13 protein-coding genes and 2 pseudogenes are annotated in these 20,324 nt (G+C 56.8%); 14 read left to right on the top strand and 1 reads right to left on the bottom strand.

Annotated features, from left to right (window positions below; all coding sequences use genetic code 11):
• The 10 genes and pseudogenes from A3CW_RS0140485 (at position 1) to A3CW_RS49250 (ending at position 13,225) form a co-directional block, all read left to right on the top strand.
• Complete coding sequence (locus tag A3CW_RS0140485) at positions 1-789, top strand: ABC transporter permease (RefSeq protein WP_028208621.1); 789 nt, start codon at positions 1-3, stop codon at positions 787-789.
• A 95-nt stretch (positions 790-884) separates the two neighbouring features.
• A complete protein-coding gene (locus tag A3CW_RS0140480) occupies positions 885-1,628 on the top strand; it encodes a sulfotransferase (protein WP_028208620.1) in 744 nt (247 codons plus the stop codon).
• A gap of 218 nt (positions 1,629-1,846) precedes the next feature.
• Complete coding sequence (locus A3CW_RS0140475) at positions 1,847-2,437, top strand: NodA family N-acyltransferase (protein WP_028208619.1); 591 nt, start codon at positions 1,847-1,849, stop codon at positions 2,435-2,437.
• Positions 2,438-2,522: 85 nt separating this feature from the next.
• Entirely contained in the window at positions 2,523-3,158 is a 636-nt protein-coding gene (nodS, locus tag A3CW_RS0140470) for a nodulation methyltransferase NodS (RefSeq protein WP_028208618.1), read from the top strand.
• Position 3,159: 1 nt separating this feature from the next.
• Complete coding sequence (gene nodU, locus A3CW_RS51660) at positions 3,160-4,890, top strand: nodulation protein NodU (protein ID WP_281175174.1); 1,731 nt, start codon at positions 3,160-3,162, stop codon at positions 4,888-4,890.
• Positions 4,891-4,967: 77 nt separating this feature from the next.
• Positions 4,968-5,585, top strand: a complete 618-nt coding sequence (gene cysC / locus A3CW_RS0140455) for an adenylyl-sulfate kinase (RefSeq protein WP_028208615.1) — start codon at positions 4,968-4,970, stop codon at positions 5,583-5,585.
• A gap of 93 nt (positions 5,586-5,678) precedes the next feature.
• A complete protein-coding gene (locus tag A3CW_RS0140450) occupies positions 5,679-7,271 on the top strand; it encodes an efflux transporter outer membrane subunit (protein WP_028208614.1) in 1,593 nt (530 codons plus the stop codon).
• Positions 7,272-7,365: 94 nt separating this feature from the next.
• The gene (locus A3CW_RS0140445; RefSeq protein ID WP_028208613.1) at positions 7,366-8,517 is read left to right on the top strand and encodes an efflux RND transporter periplasmic adaptor subunit; all 1,152 of its coding nucleotides are present in this window, start codon (positions 7,366-7,368) and stop codon (positions 8,515-8,517) included.
• An 11-nt stretch (positions 8,518-8,528) separates the two neighbouring features.
• Complete coding sequence (locus A3CW_RS0140440) at positions 8,529-11,573, top strand: efflux RND transporter permease subunit (protein WP_028208612.1); 3,045 nt, start codon at positions 8,529-8,531, stop codon at positions 11,571-11,573.
• Positions 11,574-11,902: 329 nt separating this feature from the next.
• A pseudogene (locus A3CW_RS49250) lies at positions 11,903-13,225 on the top strand (IS5 family transposase).
• A 126-nt stretch (positions 13,226-13,351) separates the two neighbouring features.
• Here the strand turns inward: A3CW_RS49250 and A3CW_RS49245 are convergent.
• Positions 13,352-14,560, bottom strand: a pseudogene (locus tag A3CW_RS49245) (IS3 family transposase).
• A 579-nt stretch (positions 14,561-15,139) separates the two neighbouring features.
• On the opposite strand from A3CW_RS49245, the gene A3CW_RS0140420 reads away from it, so the two are divergent.
• The 4 genes from A3CW_RS0140420 to A3CW_RS0140405 all read left to right on the top strand — a co-directional run.
• The gene (locus A3CW_RS0140420; RefSeq protein ID WP_028208611.1) at positions 15,140-16,828 is read left to right on the top strand and encodes an NAD(P)/FAD-dependent oxidoreductase; all 1,689 of its coding nucleotides are present in this window, start codon (positions 15,140-15,142) and stop codon (positions 16,826-16,828) included.
• 35 nt (positions 16,829-16,863) lie between these two features.
• Positions 16,864-18,204 carry an amidase family protein gene (locus tag A3CW_RS0140415; RefSeq protein ID WP_028208610.1) on the top strand — a complete coding sequence of 447 codons (1,341 nt, stop codon included), beginning with the start codon at positions 16,864-16,866 and terminating at the stop codon, positions 18,202-18,204.
• Positions 18,205-18,275: 71 nt separating this feature from the next.
• Positions 18,276-19,622 (top strand): carboxyl transferase domain-containing protein, encoded by a 1,347-nt coding sequence (locus tag A3CW_RS0140410; RefSeq protein ID WP_028208609.1) that lies wholly within the window; start codon positions 18,276-18,278, stop codon positions 19,620-19,622.
• Positions 19,623-19,793: 171 nt separating this feature from the next.
• Positions 19,794-20,324, top strand: a 531-nt coding sequence (locus A3CW_RS0140405; RefSeq protein WP_028208608.1) for an IS256 family transposase, incomplete at its 3' end; no start/stop codon positions are given.

The following is a 20,324-nucleotide window of genomic DNA, read 5'->3' as shown; positions in this document are numbered from 1 at the left end:
ATGCGCGAATTGTTTATGATTGCCCTACCCGGCAACGCCTGGAACTGGCGCACTGTATGGCGGCGCAATTATCTGGCGTGGAGAAAAGCGGCACTTATCTCCCTTCTTGGCAACCTGGCGGACCCGATGATGTACCTGTTTGGTCTCGGCTTCGGCGTCGGAATAATGATAGGTCACATCGACGGCGCTCCTTACATTGCGTTCCTAGCGGCTGGAATGGTTGCGACAAGCGCCATGACCTCAGCGACTTTTGAAACGATTTATGCTGCCTTCGCTCGCATGCAAGTTCAGCGCATGTGGGAAGCCGTGCTCTGCACCCAACTGACAATTGGCGATGTTATTCTTGGCGAATTGGCATGGGCCGCTACAAAAGCCCTTCTCGCGGGCTCCGCCGTGATGGTGGTTGCGGCGACGCTCGGTTACGCGGCGTTTTCGAGCATCGTATCTGTGATCCCTGTCGTTTTTCTAACTGGCCTCGCTTTCGCGAGCGTGGCAATGGTACTCGTCGCACTCGCGCCGAGTTATGACTATTTCGTTTTCTACCAGACGCTTGTGCTTACGCCCATGTTGTTCCTGAGTGGTGTCGTCTTCCCTGTGGGCCAACTGCCTGCCGCGCTTCAATACCTTGCACAGTTCCTGCCGCTTGCCCACTCCGTTGAATTGATCCGTCCGGCGATGCTTGCACGTCCGGTCGGCGACATGGGGCTGCATCTGGGCGTGCTTTGTGTCTACACAATACTGCCGTTCTTCCTGTCTGCGACACTGGTCCGCCGCCGCCTGATGTCTTGACGCTAACGGCGTTGCGCCTCAGAAGCAGTCTTGTGATAAGCGTCGGACTGGAGCTACTTCCGAACCACCGCTTTCAACCTAATTAAATGCACGCCATGACCCACTTCATGCCGAAAACTCAGCCATTCGTGATTCTCGGGATGCCCAGAACCGGCACTCACTATCTGGAAGAACTGCTGAATGCTCATCCGAACGTTTTGAGCAATGGCGAGTTGCTCAACACCCACGACACCAATTGGCCTGACACCAACCGGTTTAGGTGCAGCAATCGGGAACTTCTCGAACTTGCCTATCTTCGCTATCCGGTCCAAAAGGGAAAGGCGTACGCCACGCATATCGGTTGCAAGATCAATCAGCCGCAATTTCTGGAACGCCCCGGGTTCTTTGAAGAATTGGCACGGTGGTCATGCCTGAAGGCGATGCTTGTAGTCCGCAGGAATACGCTGGAATCTCTGCGATCCCTGGTGCAAGCGAGACAAAGTGGTGAATGGCTGAAGTACGGTTCGGACAATGGATCAGCTCCGCCTCCGCAGGTCGCGTTGACTATTGAATTATGCGAAGCCTACTTCAAAGCTGCAGACGATTTTCATCGTCAAGTCGTCGACTCTTTTGCGCCAGAGAATCTGCTTTCAATAGACTATGAAAACCTCCTCGATGACCCCACCGGATGCATGGAAGTGGTGCAGACGTTCCTTGGGACTTCCGTGCATCCCTGCTCTCACAGGACGGCGCTTCAAAGGCAGGAAGTACGGCCTCTGGAGCAAACCGTACTCAACTTCGTCGAGTTGAAAAGTCACTTCAGTCGCGGGCAGTATGAGAGATTTTTTGAAACAGCGTGAGATGGACTTTCTCGTGATCGCATGACCCATGTTCGCCCATGTTCATTTCCATAGAAACAGCACCAAATCTATCCTTCTAACAAGTCTGCTATCTAAAGATTCATTTTACGATCTTTGCGTTTCCTACTGGCGAAAAATCCAGAATGCGATGCTTCCGCCTTCTGGGCAATCGCACGCCACGGGTTGCGCGTAAACGCAACTGAACAAGGTAACTTTCCATGTCCTCAAAGGTGCAGTGGAAACTGTGCTGGGAGAATGAGCTCCAGCTTTCCGATCATCTCGAATTGGCCCAGTTTTTCCGGACAACGTATGGTCCAACCGGTCCGTTCAATGCAAAGCCGTTCGACGGCGGTCGAAGTTGGGCCGGGGCGAGGCCCGAACTCCGCGCCATTGCCTACGATTCGCAAGGTGTGGCGGCGCACATGGGTTCGTTGCGCCGCTTCATCAAGGTTGGCGCAACCGACGTGCTGGTTGCGGAACTGGGTCTGTATGGAGTGCGGCCAGACCTAGAGGGGCTCGGAATCAGCCAATCCATTCGCGCGATGTATCCTGTATTGCAGGAGCTTCGCGTGCCATTCGCATTCGGCACCGTCCGCCATGCTTTGAAGAACCACTTCACCAGGTTATGTCGACATGGAATGGGAACGATCATCTCGGGGGTTCGCGTCCGTTCAACGCTTCCCAACCTTCACCTCGATTTGCCGGCAACACGTGTTGAAGATGTACTGGCAGTGATTTTGCCGATTGATAGGGGTATGAGTGAGTGGCCGCACGGGACTGAGATCGAACGCAATGGCCCTGAGCTATGACTCGCCTGCATCTGACCGGACATGCGGTCAGCGGCTCGATCTGTCCTGCAACGAGATTTGAACGCACACTCTCAGGTAAGCTAAATTGGAAAACGTAACGCAAACGCATTTTGACTTGTTGCGTCGGGAGTTGGACTCGGACGATCCGTGGCAACTGGACAGTAATCCGTTCGAGCATGAGCGTCATATGCACATGCTTCGATTATCGCTCTCTAAAGGTCCCATTGCTCATGCTCTTGAGGTCGGATGTGCCGGCGGCGCGTTCACAGAGAAATTGGCGCCATACTGTCAGCGGCTCACCGTGATGGATGTGATGCCGCAAGCGCTTGCGAGGACACGCAAGCGGCTAAATTACCCGCCAAACGTGAACTGGATCGTTGCAGACGTCCAGCACTTTTCCAGCGCAGAGCGGTTCGAACTGATCGTAGTCGCGGAGGTTTTCTACTATCTCGCCGAAATCGCCGAAGTGCGGGATGCTATCCGCAAACTGGCATGCGTACTCGCGCCTGACGGCCAGTTGATATTCGGTTCAGCACGTGACGCCAATTGTCGACGCTGGGGACATATTGCTGGTGCTGAAACGGTGCTGAAGATGCTAAACGAACGGTTCACCGAGATTGAGCGAGTCGAGTGCGTCGGCCAGTCGTCCAATGAGGATTGCCTGCTCGCACGCTTCCAGAACGCAGTGCATTTTTCCCATCAATCAGATTTCCCTCGCTAGGGTGAAAGATACCATGCGCATCTGTGGCCTCAAGCTGACACACGACGCAGCAATCGCCGTTGTCGAAGATGGAAAGCTCCTTTTTTGCATCGAACAGGAGAAGCGGGACAACAATCCGAGATATCACGATATACGGAACCTAGATGCAATTGAAACCGCATTAGCCGAGCACGGTCTACGGACTGACGACATCGACGAATTTGTGATCGACGGCTGGGACGGCGAAGTGACGTCGCAGTTTCAGGTGCTGAGCGGCCCCACCGCAATCGTCCTCGAGGGTGCCCCCTATACGGAACGAAAAAACGGCGATCTTCTGGCTTCGGTCGACGGCACTGGGCTGCTGATCGGTGGCAAGTCATATCGGTACAGGAGCTACCCTCACGTGTCCGGCCATGTCGCCGCCGCATACTGCACGAGTCCGTTCGCACAACTTGGGCAACCTGCGTTATGCCTAGTGTGGGATGGCGGCATGGTGCCACGGTTGTACCATGTAGGACGCGACGACGTGCGGCTCATTGACCAGCTGTTCCCCATCATCGGTCAAATGTATGCGGCGGCCGGACATCATTTCGGGCCGTACGCAAAGGCGGCGGGTGCGGAGTGGGACCTGGGAGTGGCCGGAAAGCTAATGGCATACATCGCCTTGGGGTCAGTCGACGAAGAAATCGTTGCTATATTTCGCCATCTTTACCTTGAACGCTTTGCAGGCGACACAGAACTTGCGCGAAACTATCGCCAGAATCTCCACCTTCCGAGTACATCGCTCGCAGCGATACGCAATTTCTTCCACGCATGCGTGCCGGAGCTGCAGGCTAAACCTCCCGAAGACGTACTCGCCTCTTTCCATACTTTCCTCGAGCGCCTACTCGTCCGCGAAATGGAGAAGGCTCTGCGGCGCCATTGTATTCCTGGGCCGCGCAACCTGTGCATATCCGGCGGATGCGGACTCAATATCAAATGGAACAGTGCATTACGCGCAAGTGGCTTGTTCGATGCTACCTGGATTCCGCCCTTTCCGAACGACAGCGGTTCGGCGATCGGCACCGCATGCTGCGCAATAGCCGCGAACGAGGGCTTCATGCCGTTAGAGTGGTCGGTATATAGCGGCCCCGCAATGAAAACGGGCAACCGAGCGCCCGGCTGGTCTGCGTCACCTTGTTCCCTAGCTGAACTTGCACATATTCTCGCCGAAAATAGGCCCGTCGTTTTCCTTGCCGGACGCGCCGAGCTGGGCCCCCGAGCACTTGGGGCGAGAAGTATTCTCGCCGCTGCGACTTCGCCGAGCATGAAGGCTCTTCTCAACGATGTCAAGCATCGGGAATATTTCCGTCCTGTGGCGCCCATATGTCTTGAAGACCGGGCGCCTGCTGTATTTCTCCCCGGCACTCCAGATCCCTACATGCTGTTCGATCATCAAACACGCGACGAATGGCGGGACAGGATACCTGCCGTCGTGCATCTCGATGGTTCTGCGCGATTGCAGACCATTGCAAGGTCATCCGAACACCCTGTAGCGCTGCTGCTAATCGAATACGAGAAGCTCACAGGCCTTCCCTTGCTGTGCAACACCAGCGCCAACCACCTGGGACGAGGCTTTTTTCCCGATGCTGCGTCGGCGTGTGAATGGGGAGGTGTCGAACACGTTTGGTGCAATGGTCTTCTATTTACCAAGACATGCAGAAACGAGATTTCGGCGTCAGTCGATGAGCCGGAATCTTTTCGGGTTGCATGAATTGGGATCTTCACCGCAATGCCGCAACAAGTGAGCGCAAGCTCATACCCCGACCGCACCGATCTAAGTAGGCAAGTATGGCGAATGAGCCTTCGACTTCAGAGTTGTATGCGCACGGCTTCCGGGTTCCCCCGGAGGCAAGAGCACGCTTGCTTCGGCAAACACCGGCCATTCTCTGGTTTACCGGCCTATCAGCCGCGGGAAAGTCGGCTATTGCTGACACCGTGGAGGGGCGTCTCCATACAGCTGGCCGACTCACCTACATTCTTGACGGCGACTCCGTCAGGCTCGGTCTATGCAAAGACCTTGGCTTTACCGATGCAGACCGTCACGAGAACGTACGGCGCGTCGCGGAGGTCGCAAAATTAATGGCCGACGCCGGCATCGTAGTGTTGGTATGCCTCATCTCGCCGTTCCGCCGCGATAGGGAACTCGCCCGGTCTACGGCGGGCAGCCATAATTTCGCCGAAATCCATGTTCACGCGAGTTTAGCCGCGGCGGAGGCCCGTGACCCTAAAGGGTTGTATCGGCTGGCAAGGCGCGGCGCAATCCAGCGCTTCACTGGCATCGACTCCCCGTATGAGGAGCCGACGGATCCAGACGTCTTCATTGACACATGTTGTAAGTCCGTCGACGAAGGTGCCGATATGGTCCTGAATTGGCTCCACAGTTCTGACCGTTGCCATCATTCGTGATTGCATACACGCTTCGCAGCAACACCGTTGAAACAGGGGGAGTTCTGCATCCAAATATTGACAACACTCATCGCTCGCAAGCCAGGTAGATAGATGAATGACGAGGTCCATTGCAGCTCCGGTCGTGCACGTTTGCGTCCGCAATCTTGCGCGGTAGCTTTTCACTGCACAACAGGCCGGGTTGTCACGCGTGCCGCAGTAATCGCTGGAGTGTTTCCACTGCTCGGCTCGCTGGCCGGCTGCACGGTCGGCCCCGAATACCACCCTCCAGCGCCACCCACGATTCAGCGTTACACACCAACGCCTTTACCTGATCGCACGGCATCGTCGCAGGGCGAAGCGGGACTTGAGCAGCGGTTTGCGGCCGGCGGCGACCTGCCTGCTCAATGGTGGACGCTCTATCGCTGCGAGCCGCTCAACACGCTGATAAGCGAAGCACTTAAACACAGCCCAACGATCGCAGCAGCCAGTGCCGCGCTACGCCGGGCCGCCGAGGATCTGCGCGCACAAGCAGGGAGCGCACTCTACCCATCGGTCGATGCCAAGCTCAACGCTCTACGTGAAAAGCTGAACGGCGCGACGTTGGGGCAGCCTAACGTCAACAAAATACTGACTCTATACAACGCATCAGTAAGTGTTTCGTATGATCTGGATCTCTTTGGTGGTGTTCGGCGCGAGCTCGAATCGCTGGGCGCGCAGGTCGATTTTGAGCGCTTTCAGCTGCAAGGCGCCTACCTCGCACTGTCGGCAAACATCGTCACGACTGCCGTCAAGGAAGCGTCGCTGCGTGAGCAGATCAGCGCGACCGAGAACATCGTAGCCAACGAGGAGACGCAGCTTGGCATTCTGCGCAAGCAATTCGAGTTCGGCGGTGTGGACCGGATTGCCGTGCTCTCGCAAGAGACGTTAGTCGCGCAAACACGGGCGACGCTACCGCTGCTGCGGCAGTCGCTTGATCGGACTCGACACCAGCTCGCCGTGCTTTCGGGCAGATTACCGAGCGAAACAGGTGTGCCCGAATTCACGATGTCGATGTTCACGCTACCGCAAACCTTGCCGGTCAGTCTGCCTTCCTCGCTGGTCCGGCAGCGGCCGGATATTTTGGCCGCCGATGCCATGCTGCACCAGGCGAGCGCCGAGGTCGGAGTCGCCACGGCAAACCTCTATCCACAACTCATGCTCTCCGCGAATTACGGCCCGCAGTCTTTAACGCCGGCTGGCATGCTGAAGTATGCCGACATGATCTGGAACATCGGCGCGGGACTCACCCAACCAATATTCCATGGTGGGCAGTTGACCGCAAAAAAAAGGGCGGCGGAAGCTGCATTTGACGAGGCCAACGCGCGATATCGGCAAGTCGTGCTGCTCGCATTCGAAGATGTGGCGGATACGTTGCGCGCACTCGATAACGACGCGGCTGCTCTTGCCGCGCAAACCGAAGCCTCGCGCGCGGCTAGCAGTTCACTGGATGTGGCGCGCGGACAGTTTCGAGTCGGCGGAGTCAGCTATCTGTCGCTGCTCGATGCACAGCGCCAATATCAGCAGGCCGTCGTGAATCTCGCGCAGGCGCAAGCAGCTCGCTATGCAGATACAGCCGCGTTATTCCAGGCACTGGGTGGTGGTTGGTGGAATGACACGGCGTATGACGAGAAGGGGCATGCCAACGCCGGTCTCCGCTCCCAGTGAATGCTCATGACGATTGCTGCGCGCTGCATACGTTTCCCGGGCAGCGCGCCAAAGACGCTTGTGCCTCGAGAGTTTGCCGTGCAAGGACACTACGATGACGACGAATAGACCAACAGGAAAACGGATGATCATCATGCTGATCTGCGTGGGCAGTCTGCTCGGCACGCTGATCGGCTTCAATCTTTACAAAGCGCATACGATTAAAAAATTCATGATGCGCGATGGCATGGCCGCCGCCACGGTCACGTCAGCTGTGGTCAGCTATCAGACTTGGCAGCCACAGCTTTCCGCCACGGGCAGCCTGCGCGCGGTGCGCGGCGTCGACGTGACGACAGAAGTGGCAGGCCTCGTGCGCGAGATCGAATTCAGTTCCGGAGAGGAGGTGAAAGCTGGACAGGTCCTCCTGCGCCTCAACGACGACTCTGATCGCGCACAGCTCGCATCGCTACAAGCTGCCGCGGACCTTTCGCAAACGGTTTACACGCGCGACAAGGCACAGTATGAGATTCAGGCCATCTCAAAAGCGCAGTTGGATGCCGACACTGCCGAACTGAAGAGCAAACGGGCGCAAGTCGAACAGCAAGCTGCCCTCGTCGCCAAGAAAACCATTCGCGCACCTTTCGCAGGACGCGTGGGGATCACCACCGTTAGTCCCGGCCAGTACATCAGCCCGGGGGACGCAATTGTTACCCTGCAAGCCGTCGATCCCATTTACGTCGACTTTCATCTACCCCAGGAGCAACTGGGGCATCTCGAGGCCGGACAGCACGTCGCCGTAAATACGAGCACATTTGCGAGCCTCAGCTTCGGCGGCCAAGTCCGCGCGATAAATCCGCGCGTGGACAGCACGACGCGCAACGTGCAGATCGAAGCGGTCCTGGACAACCGCGAGCGCAAGCTGTTGCCCGGCATGTACGCGAACGTGAAGATCGATGTAGGTAGCGAGCAGCGCTATCTGACCTTGCCGCAAACCGCGATCGCGCACAATGCGTACGGTGCAACGGTATTCGTCACTAGACCGAGCGAGCACAAAAACGCGCACGGTGAAACGATGCCGGTGGCGCAACAGGTATTCGTGACGCCGGGGCCCACGCGCGGCGATCAGGTGGCGATCCTGAAGGGTCTCGACGAAGGCGCGCAGGTCGTCACGAGCGGTCAGCTCAAGCTACAGAACGGCACACCGCTCGTCATCAATAATCGTGTGCTACCTGCGGACAGCCCTGCTCCGACGCCTCAGGAGCAGTGAGAGGCCGCCCGATGAAATTCACCGACATTTTTCTCAACCGGCCGGTCCTCGCTTCAGTGCTGAGCCTGCTGATCCTCGTACTAGGCTTGCGTTCGCTCTCCACGCTGAAGGTCAGTGAATATCCTCAAACCCAGACGGGCGTAGTCACGCTTACCACTTCCTATTACGGGGCGAGCGCCGACACAATGGCTGGGTTTATCACGCAGCCGCTGGAAGCCGCCATCGCTCAGGTGCAGGGCATTGACTACATGTCGTCGAAAAGCAGCACGGGCGTGTCGACGATCAACGCGACGCTACGCATGAGTTATGATCCGAACCGCGCACTCACCGAGATCAATACACAGTTAGCGTCAGTGCGTAACCAGTTGCCACGCGAGGCCCAGCAGCCGGTGCTGACGATGCAGGTGGGTCAGACCACCGACGCGATGTATATGGGCTTCTACAGCGACGTGCTACCGCCCAACAATGTCACCGACTATCTGCTGCGCGTCGTGAAGCCGAAGCTCGACTCCATTCAGGGCGTGCAGACCGCGGAGATACTGGGCGGTCGCCAGTTCGCATTGCGCGCATGGCTCGATTCAACCAAGCTCGCAGCGCATAATGTCACTGCTTCTGATGTCTACACAGCACTCGGCAACAATAACTACCTCGCGACACTCGGCACAACAAAAGGCCAGATGACCAGCGTTAGTCTAAACGCGCGTACCGACGTCCATTCGGTGGAGGACTTTCAGAAACTGGCTGTCAAACAGAAGAACGGAGTGATAGTGCGTCTCGAGGACGTTGCCAATGTCGTGCTAGGCGCGGACAATTACGATTCCAGCGTCGCATTCGGCGGCAAGCGTTCAGTGTTTATCGGAATCAAGGTAGCGCCTGACGCAAACGTGCTCGATGTGGCCAGACGCGTTAAAGCCGTGTTTCCCGATCTGCAAAAACAGTTCCCGACGGGGATGGCTGGTGATATCGTCTACGACGCGACAGACTTCATCAACAGCGCGATTGATGAAGTAGTGAAGACGCTCGTCGAGGCGTTACTGATTGTCACGGCCGTTATCTTCCTCTTCTTCGGCCGTCTGCGCGCCGTCATCGTACCCGTGGTCGCGATGCCGCTTTCGCTGATTGGCACGTTCTTCATGATGCAGTTGCTCGGTTACTCGATCAATCTGGTGACGTTACTCGCGATGGTGCTCGCGATTGGGCTCGTGGTCGACGATGCGATCATCGTCGTTGAGAATGTCGACCGCCACATGAATGAAGGCAAGCCTCCCATGGAAGCCGCGCTAGTCGCCGCGCGCGAGCTTGGCGGCCCGATTCTGGCAATGACCGCCGTGCTGATCGCCGCATATCTGCCTATCGGCTTTCAGGGCGGCCTGACAGGCGCCCTGTTCACCGAATTTGCGTTCACCCTTGCGAGCGCCGTCGCGGTGTCAGGCGTGATTGCGCTAACCCTGTCGCCGATGATGTGCTCGCGCATTTTCCGGAACGTGCACGAGTCCGGGCGTTTCGCCGTTTTCGTCAATCGACAGCTAGATCGTGTGCATGCCGGCTATGCGCGGCTCTTGCATGCGGCCCTCGACACATCTTCCGTGTTCGTCGTCATGGGAGTTATCCTGCTTTGCGGAACCGTGTATCTCTTTTCGACGTCGCAAGCAGAGCTTGCGCCGCAGGAGGACCAAGGCATCGTGCTATCGCTGATCCAGGGGCCGCCTAATGCCACAGTCCAGCAAATGCAGACTTACGCCGATCAGGTATTAGAAATGTCGAAGCGCTTGCCCGAGTATGCCCAGATGTTTCAGTTGACTGGCCTGCCAACATTGAATCAGGGCTTCGGCGGCGTGCTCTTCAAGACGTGGGACAAGCGGAAACGAGGCGCAACCGAGCTACAACAGGACCTTCAGCAGAGGTGGAATAGCATTGCTGGTGCTCGTGTCGCCGCGTTCCAGTTCCCGCCGTTGCCGGGCGCACAGGGTTTCCCCGTGCAATTCGTGATCAGCACGACAGAGCCCTTCGAGAATCTCGACGAGGTGACGAAAGCCGTGCTTCAGAAAGCGCGTGAAAGTGGCATGTTTCTCTTTGTCGATAGCGATCTAAGGATCGACGAGCCTGAAGCCGTCGTCACGGTTGACCGCGACAAGATCGCGTCGCTCGGCCTCACGCAAAGCGATGTGGGACAGGCGCTAGGCGCTGCACTCGGCGGTAACTACGCAAACTACTTCTCGATCGCTGGCCGCTCATACAAGGTGATTCCGCAAGTCCAGCAAATAGATCGACTGAATCCGTCACAGGTACTCGACTATTCCTTGCGCACGCCGGACGACAGCATGATTCCGGCGTCGACGGTTGCGTACCTGAAGCAAACGGTCGTCCCCGAATCGATCAATCGGTTCCAGCAACTCAATGCGGCAACGATCTCCGCTGTGATCTCACCTAGCGTCTCCCAGGGCGAAGCTCTCGACTTCCTTCGTAAATCCACGACCGACGCAGCTCCGGCAGGTTACAACACCGACTACGCAGGGCTATCGCGCCAGTTCATGCAAGAGTCTGGTAACTTCCTGGTCACGCTCACGTTCGCAACGATTATCGTGTTCCTTGCGCTTTCAGCGCAATTCGAAAGCTTCCGCGATGCGCTAGTCATTTTGGTATCCGTCCCAATGGCGCTCTTCGGTGCTCTCGTCTTCATCAATACCGGCTTTTCGACACTCAACATCTATACGCAGGTCGGACTTGTCACCCTCATGGGGCTCGTCAGCAAACATGGGATTCTTATCGTGCAGTTCGCGAACCAGCTTCAGCGCATGGGCCGCGGTAAGCGAGAAGCCTTGGAGGAAGCCGCAGGTGCACGCCTGCGCCCGATCCTCATGACGACGGTCGCCATGGTGCTTGGCGTACTGCCCTTAGTCGTCGCCTCAGGCGCGGGCGCATCAGGCCGGAACGCAATGGGCCTGGTGATCTTCACCGGACTGTCGATCGGCACTGCGTTCACACTATTCGTCGTACCGGCAATGTATATGTTGCTGGGTGCGAATCATCAAGGGACGCCAAAAGACCAGTCATGAACCGGTTGTCCATCTGTGCAGTAGCGATGCCTTCGCCTATTCCAAATACGCACTCCCCGGCACCCGTGCGTCAGCGTACTTGCCGCGTGAGGACGAGCGATGCGTTGCTTGGCTTTGGATTTCGTCGAGCACGCCTAACCCACCCTTCTGCAGTTAGGGAAGCCAATGCTGGAAGGTCCACTGGTCGTGCTCGTCGAGCGCTATTGAGTCGGATCTGAACAATCGTCGAAGCCCGGTGCGGCAGAGCTTTGAGGCCGAAATGGTGTTGTGGGAATTGCAGGGACCTGGCACATTAACGCAAGAATCCTGCATTTTTCGACGAGGTGCAGATGGGTCCGAAGACGCCTGTGACGGAGGGAGATTTCCTCCGGCAACCGCTGCGTGAACAGATCAGCCTGAAGCATCCGCTGGTGCGCCTGACTGACTTGATCAACTGGGAGCGGCTGGCCGCGTCGATGAGCGAACGCTTTGTATCGCGCAAGGGGCGACCGGCGACGTCGCCCAGGCTGATCGCCGGGCTGCTGTATTTGCAGCACGCGTTCGACCTGTCCGACGAAGAGGTCGTCTGACAATGGGTGGAGAACCCGTACTGGCAGGTGTTCACCGGCGAGACCTATTTGCAGACCGAGGCTCCGATCGACCCGTCGAGCCTGACGCGCTGGCGCAAGCGGTTGGGCGAGGCCGGCGTTGAAGAGCTGCTGGCCGAAACGATCGAAGCGGCAAAACGTGCTGGCGTGATCAAGGCCGCAAGCGTGAAGCGCGTGATTGTCGACACAACCGTCATGGAGAAAGCGATTGCCCACCCGACCGATTCGCGGCTTCTTGAACGGTGCCGCGAACATCTGGTGAAGGCGGCAGCGCGGCACGGCGTGAAACTGAGGCAGAACTACAACCGCGAGGCGCCGCGTCTGGGGCTGCAGATGGGCCGCTATGCACATGCGAAGCAGTACAAGCGCATGAGGAAAGCGTTGCGCACGCTGCGTTCGCGCGTTGGGCGGGTGATGCGTGACGTCGAGCGACAACTCGATTCGGTAGCCGATCATGGCCGCACTGCGTTACAGGAGTTGATAGACCGAACGAAGCGCATCCTGGCGCAGAAGCCAAAGGACAAGAACAAGCTTTATGCGCTGCATGCACCGGAAGTCGAGTGCCTGGCCAAGGGCAAGGCCCGCAAGCCGTACGAATTCGGGGTGAAAGTGTCGGTCACGACGACTCACAAGGAAGGGCTGGCGGTTGGCATGCGCTCGATGCCGGGCAATCCGTACGATGGTCACACGCTCGCGGAGGCGCTGGAGCAGGCGGCGATCCTGAGCGACGTCACGCCAGAGATCGCCGTCGTGGATCGTGGATACAAGGGCGTAGACATCGAAGGTGTGAAGATCTACCACCCGGGATTGCGCCGGGGTATCACACGCGGACTACGCGCAATGATCAGACGGCGCAGCGCGATCGAGCCAGCTATCGGTCACATGAAGACCGATGGGAAGCTCGACCGGAACTGGCTAAAGGGGGCGCTCGGCGATGCGATGCACGCCGTGCTGTGCGGCGCAGGTCACAACCTGCGCATGATCCTCAGGAAGCTGCGGCTTCTTTGCGCCTTAATTCTCGCTGCCTTGTTCAACTGTTTCATTGCCGCCGACTTGCCCGCGTGACGCCGACGGCACGAGAAGCGAATTGTTCAGGGGCAACTATTGAGCTCACAGGCAATGAGATGGACAGAGGTGGCGCCGCTCATTCGGACAGGGCCCCGAGATTTTTAGGTGGAACCGCCGGGGCGTTCATGCTGCCGATTTAATCGCCGGCAGCGTCGCGAAGTATGCCTCATCCGGCGTGCGGTCCTCCAGACTCGAATGAGGTCGTCCCTGGTTATACAGATTGATGTAATCGCCGATTGAGCGCCGGGCGTGGCTGACCGACTCATATGCCTTCAGGTACACCTCCTCGTACTTGACGCTTCGCTAAACCCGTTCGACAAACACGTTGTCGCGCCAGGCTCCCTTGCCATCCATGGACAGTTTGATGCCGCGATCCAGAACCGCGTCGGTAAAAGCGGTGGCGGTGAACTGGCTGCCCTATCGGTGTTGACGATCTCCGGCTGGCCATATTTCGCGAAGGCCTCTTCTAGTGCTTCGACCGCATGGATCGCTTCCAGCGTGATCGCCACCCGATGTGCCAATACCTTGCGGCTGGCCCAATCCACCACGGCCGTCGGATACACGAAGCCTCGCGCCATCGGGATATAGCTCGTGTCGAGTGCCCAGACCTGATTGGCGCGGTTGATCGTCATTCCTCGCAGCAGGTATGGCCAGACCTTGTGCTGCTTGTCGCGACGGCTCGTGTTCGCCTTGCAGTACAGCGCATCAATGCCCATGCGCTTCATCAGCGTGCCCACGTGCCGTCGGCCCACCTTGAAGCCTTCGCGGCGCAGCAGACGCGCCAGCATGCGCGCTCCCGCAAACGGGAACTCAAGATGCAGCTCGTCAACGCGGCGCATCAGTTTCAGTTCCGTCTTGCTGACCGGTTGACGCTGGTAGTAGACGCTTGATCGGGCGATCCCCACCAGTCGCGCCTGTTGCGCAATCGGCAGCGCGTGTGCACGGTCGATCATCGCTTTCCGCTCAGCAACCCTGTTTACGCCGACCGGAAATTGAGCCACTTGTAGGGATCGGCTCAAAATTCCGTCGGCGCGGACACAGCAACCCCGCCTTGCCGAGCGCTCCGCTTAAAAAATCGTTCTCCAGCGTCAACTGGCCAATCTTCGCGTGGAGCACCGTGACGTCCACCGGTGGCTCACCCGTCGTCGCCTTGCCCGTCTCGAACACTTCCGACACGCGCTCCTGCAGCTGCTTCTTCCAGTCCGTAATCTGGTTCGGATAAACGTCGTACTGCTGCGCCAGCTCTGCCAGCGTCTTGTCGCCCTTCAGGGCTGCCAGCGCTACCTTTGCCTTGAATGCCGGGCTATGCGACCGGCGGCTTCTTTTTGTCATCCTTCGGTTCCTCTTGCTGGTCCCTATGACCAGCTCAGGCCCCGACCGTTCCACTTACCGACCTTGTCCGAAATTCCGGCGCCACCTCTGACAAGAGAACAATGAAGCGTCACACGCTTGCAATGGCACATGGATCACGGTGCTGGCGTCGTGACCCGACGCAAACGCGCGGGCGCGAGGAGGTTTCTGACCCGATGAAAAGTGCATCGTTGTCAGCGCCCTTAAGGTTGACCCAGAGCACATTGTCGGATCTCGGGTATAGCATCTCCATTTTCAACTATCGACACAACTATCCATAGCCCGCGTCAGATTGCTACAGACATCAATTTTACTTGCTTGATTTCGCTACAGGAGATTGCTATCGTCGATTGCATAGACATTCCGGCGCGGCATTTTCTACTGACGAGCAACCCGTTATCGGCAACCCGTTATCGGCAACCCGTTATCGGCAACCCGTTATCGGCAACCCGTTATCGGCAACGAATTATAGGATCTCGACTTGTTCTATCGAGATGCGTGCGTCATTCCCGCCATCATCGTCTTTCGCCTCGATGCATTGCCATTACAGGAGGGGAATCCATGAAAAACTACGTCACATCTTCAAAAGTTCCATCGCCGACCGTCGATCTACTGTATGACTATGCTCCGTTTTTGGAGCGGGGCACATATGTAGGGGCAATCGGAACGCTTTCCTCGAATATCGCAAGTCCACGCATTGCTATCGTGGGGGCAGGCGTCAGCGGCCTTGTGGCCGCGAACGAACTGATGCGAGCAGGTGTAGGCGACGTCACTGTGTTTGAAGCTCGCGATCGCATTGGCGGCAGGTTGTGGTCACAGCCGTTTGATTCAGAGCACCCAGATCTCATCGCCGAAATGGGCGCAATGCGGTTTCCTCCAAGTGCGACCGGTCTTTTTCATTACCTTGACCGGTACGATATTCCCACCACAGCATCGTTCCCCGATCCTGGAGTCGTTGATACGGAACTACATTATCGCGGCGTTCGCCATATCTGGCCGGCCGGAAATCCGCCACCGCCTCTATTCAGGCGTGTACACGAAGGCTGGAGAGCCCTCTTGCAGGATGGATGCGTGATCAACGGCACATCTCTCGTCGCGCCGGCCGAAATTACGGCCATGTTGAAATCGCAGCGCTTTAATGAGGCATGCGCCGCGTGGCAAACATGGCTGGATTTATTTCGCGACAGTTCGTTCTATGCCGCCATCGTCACCATTTTCACGGGTCCTTGCCCGCCTGGAGGTACTGCTTGGGAAAGGCCGTACGACTTCGAGTTGTTTGGATCTCTTGGGATTGGCTCGGGTGGTTTTCTCTCCGTCTATCAGGCCGGATTCACCGAAATATTGCGTCTCGTCATTAACGGTTACATGGACGATCAACGCCTCATCTCGTGCGGAATTTCAACGTTGGCTGAACGTATTGCAGACGAGAATATTTATGGAAGCACCGTCGCCGAACGGGTTCGCTTCAGCGGCGTCGGTCGCATCTACAAAGAAGGTGCAGAGATCAAGCTCGTGACCGACGATAACGAAATTGCGACCTTTGACCGGGTGATCGTTACCAGCAACAACAGGGCGATGCAGATGGTTCATTGCTTGACAGATGACGAAACGTTTCTCAGCCGCGACGTATCCAGAGCAGTCAGAGAAACTCACCTGACCGGATCGTCAAAGCTCTTCATGCTCACCCGAGACAAGTTCTGGATAAACAAGAAACTGCCCGTCACCATCCAGTCTGACAGCTTCGCACGAGGCGTATACTGCCTTGATTACGAACCTCACAACCCAGATGGTCGGGGTGTGGTTTTGCTCAGCTACACTTGGGAGGACGACGCTCACAAGTTGCTGAGTGTTTCAGACAAAAAAGAGCGGTGCGAGTGCTTCGTCGACGACCTGTCTACCTTCCATCCAGAACTTGCGCGTCACCTCGTCCCTGCAGATGAGGACTATGAACGCTGCGTCCTCCATCATGACTGGCTGACCGATCCGCATTCGTCCGGCGCCTTCAAGCTCAACTACCCAGGTGAGGATGTCTATTCGCAGCGTCTGTTTTTTCAATCCCAGACGGCAAACGATCCAGCAAGCGATACAGGGCTCTACTTGGCAGGATGCGGCTGTTCTTTCACCGGTGGGTGGATTGAGGGAGCCGTGCAGACAGCGATCAACAGCGCATGCGCCGTTATACGTAGCGTCGGGGGTGATCTTTTACCTGGCAACCCTCTTGACAATATACGCAGTGCCTACTGCTACTAATATCGCACTCCCCGACCTCCCACGTGCAAAATTTCATGCATTTTCAAAACACTCTTGAATCGCTTTGCGACGTCATAAGGTCTGGAGTAGTTACAGCGGAAGAGATCCGGGATCGCGCACTGAACGCCGACGCTAACCAGACACATCTAAACTGTTTCATACGTGCTCGCAGCCCGGAGGCGCACTTCGCGAGAGCGAGAGACAATCTGAGAGGCGCGCCACTCTACGGCATTCCTTTTTCTACAAAGGACAATATCTGCGTCAAGGGACTCCCTGTAACCGCCGGGACACCGGGCATGGAAGATTGTATAGCCACACGTGACGCACTTGTGGTCAGAAAGCTCAAATCCCTCGGCGCCGTCGTCGCCGGCAAGAACAACATGCATGAACTGAGCTTTGGAATCACGTCCGTCAATCCCCATTGGGGAACCGTGGGCAATCCGGCGGCTCCGGGCCATTTGGCCGGCGGAAGCAGCGGCGGCTGCGCCGCAGCTGTGGCAGCGGGTATTGTCCCGATGGCGATTGGAACCGACACTGGCGGCTCGGTGAGGATACCTGCGGCCTTTTGCGGCATAGCGGGTTTCAGACCAACAAGTGGCCGTTGGTCTTCAGCCGGGATCATTCCGGTTTCACGCACGAAGGATTCACCGGGCCTCCTGACGCGAACGGCAAAAGACGCTTTGTTTGTATACGACTTGCTGAGCTCCGATAGCCAAATCCCGTCAAAACAAACAAATACTCGCTGTCGAATCGGTCTTCCAAGCTCCATGTGGGATGACTTGGATGATGATGTTCGGATGCATTGCTGGCAGGCGATCAGGCGTCTCACTCGCGCAGGCTTTCAGTGCGTCGACCTCGATGACGCAGTTGTTTCCGAATTAAATAAGTTCGGCACTTTTACTATTCCAGTCTACGAATTTTTTACGGACTTTCCGCGCGCACTGCTCTCGTTTGGATGGGGAAGTAGGGTTAATGCTGTGTTCGACAACATCCATGACAAGTGCGTGAGGAGCGTCATTCACCAACACCTTGACGGAAATCTGATCTCCGCGAAAGACTATTCCGCCGCAGTACAAAACATTAACGCTTTGCGGCTACAAATGAATGCGCTGCTCAACGCCCAAGGGATCGATTTTCTCGCTTATCCCACTGTCCCGCGCAGCATTCCTCACGTTAGCGATGCACAGCGTCTAGGACTGTTCGCAGACGTAATACGCAACACCGACCTCGCCAGCAATGTCGCAATGCCCTCCATTACCTTGCCTGTGGCGCCGAACGATGCATTACCGGTGGGATTAAGCCTTGATGCCGCACGGGGCCAAGACCGCCGGCTCCTCCTGATGGCAGCCGCTGTGGAAGAGATTATTGCTTCGTAGCGTACGCGACTTTCAGCCGCGCTGGCGCGGGACTTCCAAACGCTCACACACTGCTCGGAGGTAAACAATCCATGCCGATTTCGTCGCAAAGAATAAGCATGCTTTTTGACGCGGGTAGCTTTGTGGACCATGATCCAAGAGCGGACGCCCACTTCCTCTGCGGCGAGGGACTAATCAATTCGGTCAAGTCGTTTCTGGTCATGAATCGTGGACAAGACTGTATGTTCAAGGGAACCGGACAATGGCGTACCGCCGAGCAAATCATAAGCACAGTGAATCGGGCCCGGGACCAGCGGGCTCCGTTGATCTACATTCAGGATCATCCGGGAGAGGTGGGCAGTTTCGATACAACGAAAGTAATCTCCTCGGATATGTCGAGATTGCTTTTGTCTCCAGTAGGCATGGGCAGGGTCAGCGCGTCGCTTGCAGAGTTATCAGAAGCCAATCTGTTCATCTCAGCAATACTAGGACCGACGTCAGGCCCGTTGGCTCTTCCGATCATGCTCGCCGATCTGGTGTTGATGACTGAGAAAGGGGCTCTATGTATGGGCCGACCGGATATGGTGAAGGCGATGCTGGCTGAGCAGTCAGATCTGTATTCGCTTGGCGGAACAGACGTTCACTGCAGGGGCTCGGGGTCAGTTCAGCTCGCGTTCAAAGATGAACGCCTTTTATTTGAATGCGTAAGAGATTTTCTACGCTGCCTCGTCAAAGACACAGCGCTTGAATATGAGGAACCCGAAGCAGTCGATTTTGAAAATCTGATTCCGTCCAATCACCGCACCCCCTACGACATGCATCATTTGCTGCTCTCTTTTGTCGACAAAGGCAGCTTCACTGAAACAAACGCCGAATACGCACGAGAAGCACTGACGGGCTATGCGCGCATTAAGGGACATTTCGCGGCAATCGTGGCAAACAACCCGCGATTCAACAGCGGCGCCATCCACCGGAAATCCGCGGCCAAGATGGTAAAAATGATAAACATTGCTGCAAAGACCCGCATGCCAATCATCTTCCTTGCCGACGTTCCCGGGTTCATGATAGGCAGGGAAGCTGAAAATAGCGGCATATTTTTGGCAGCAGCGGAGTTGTTCAGAGCACATGTCAGATGCCACGTACCCAAGCTACTCCTTGTCGTCCGAAAAGCCTACACCGGCGGTGTGTATGCGATGAGCGGCCCCGGATTCGATCCAATAGCCGTGCTGGCGTATCCGCAGGCACACATCGGCGTTTTTAGCCCGGACACGATGAGCAAAGTGATGTCTGGTGCTGAAGGCGCTATTAAATACACGATGCGAAAGCTATCGGACGAGATCCAGAATCCTAATCTTTTAAAGGCTGATGGACTGATTACTGACGTAATAGGAGTGGAAGAGACTAGACAACAGGTTGTCAGATATCTGTTCCCGACGTGACACGGTCCGTTCCTCACGGAAGATTTGAGCGTACGGTCGCGCGCAATGGCGCCTCGAAGAGGACCGTTCTGCACCATCAAAAGCCCTCAGAAAGTTTCAGTAAAATGGAGGGTTTAAATAGTTTTGTGTAAACGGTCATTTGGCAGGAGACTGCCAGCAACAGGAGCATAGATGACCGGAGCGAAACGCAATAAAAGAGAGAAGCCCGATCCTGAACTCGTCAAGCTGGCAGACAGCCTACTAACGAACTACCAGAAGCCAGAGGACCTGATCGGCGAGAATGGCCTGCTCAAGCAACTGACCAAGATGCTGGTGGAGCGGGCGCTCGAGACGGAGATGTCCGAGCATCTGGGCCATGGCAAGAGCGAAGCGGTGACCAATGCCACGGGCAACACCCGCAACGGCCATAGCGCCAAGACGCTGCAAGGGGAGTTTGGCGAGTTGCCGCTCAATATCCCGCGTGACCGTCAGGGTGCATTCGAACCGAAGCTGGTGGAGCGTCACCAGANGCGCTGGTCGGGCTTCGACGNCAAGATCATTTCGTTGTATGCGCGGGGCCTGAGCGTACGCGAGATCCAGGGGCACCTGGAAGAAATGTACGGCACGGAAGTCTCGCCAACGCTGATTTCGGCGGTCACCGATGCCGTCAGTGATGAGGTGAAGGTCTGGCAGGCCCGTGCGCTCGACGCGCTTTATCCGATT

This window comes from Paraburkholderia nodosa DSM 21604, from assembly GCF_000519185.1.
GTDB classification, from domain to species: Bacteria; Pseudomonadota; Gammaproteobacteria; order Burkholderiales; family Burkholderiaceae; genus Paraburkholderia; species Paraburkholderia nodosa.
The sequence above is the reverse complement of the archived record's forward strand: the minus strand, read 5'-3'. Positions and strand labels throughout refer to the sequence as shown.

What these genes read in the sequence shown, in the direction of transcription:
- A3CW_RS0140445 (WP_028208613.1), top strand. Translation starts at nt 7,366, where the DNA reads ATGACGACGAATAGACCAACAGGAAAACGGATGATCATCATGCTGATC.
- A3CW_RS0140450 (WP_028208614.1), top strand. Translation starts at nt 5,679, where the DNA reads ATGAATGACGAGGTCCATTGCAGCTCCGGTCGTGCACGTTTGCGTCCG.
- cysC (WP_028208615.1), top strand. Translation starts at nt 4,968, where the DNA reads ATGGCGAATGAGCCTTCGACTTCAGAGTTGTATGCGCACGGCTTCCGG.
- A3CW_RS0140485 (WP_028208621.1), top strand. Translation starts at nt 1, where the DNA reads ATGCGCGAATTGTTTATGATTGCCCTACCCGGCAACGCCTGGAACTGG.
- A3CW_RS0140475 (WP_028208619.1), top strand. Translation starts at nt 1,847, where the DNA reads ATGTCCTCAAAGGTGCAGTGGAAACTGTGCTGGGAGAATGAGCTCCAG.
- A3CW_RS0140410 (WP_028208609.1), top strand. Translation starts at nt 18,276, where the DNA reads ATGCCGATTTCGTCGCAAAGAATAAGCATGCTTTTTGACGCGGGTAGC.
- A3CW_RS0140415 (WP_028208610.1), top strand. Translation starts at nt 16,864, where the DNA reads ATGCATTTTCAAAACACTCTTGAATCGCTTTGCGACGTCATAAGGTCT.
- A3CW_RS0140420 (WP_028208611.1), top strand. Translation starts at nt 15,140, where the DNA reads ATGAAAAACTACGTCACATCTTCAAAAGTTCCATCGCCGACCGTCGAT.
- A3CW_RS0140480 (WP_028208620.1), top strand. Translation starts at nt 885, where the DNA reads ATGACCCACTTCATGCCGAAAACTCAGCCATTCGTGATTCTCGGGATG.
- A3CW_RS0140440 (WP_028208612.1), top strand. Translation starts at nt 8,529, where the DNA reads ATGAAATTCACCGACATTTTTCTCAACCGGCCGGTCCTCGCTTCAGTG.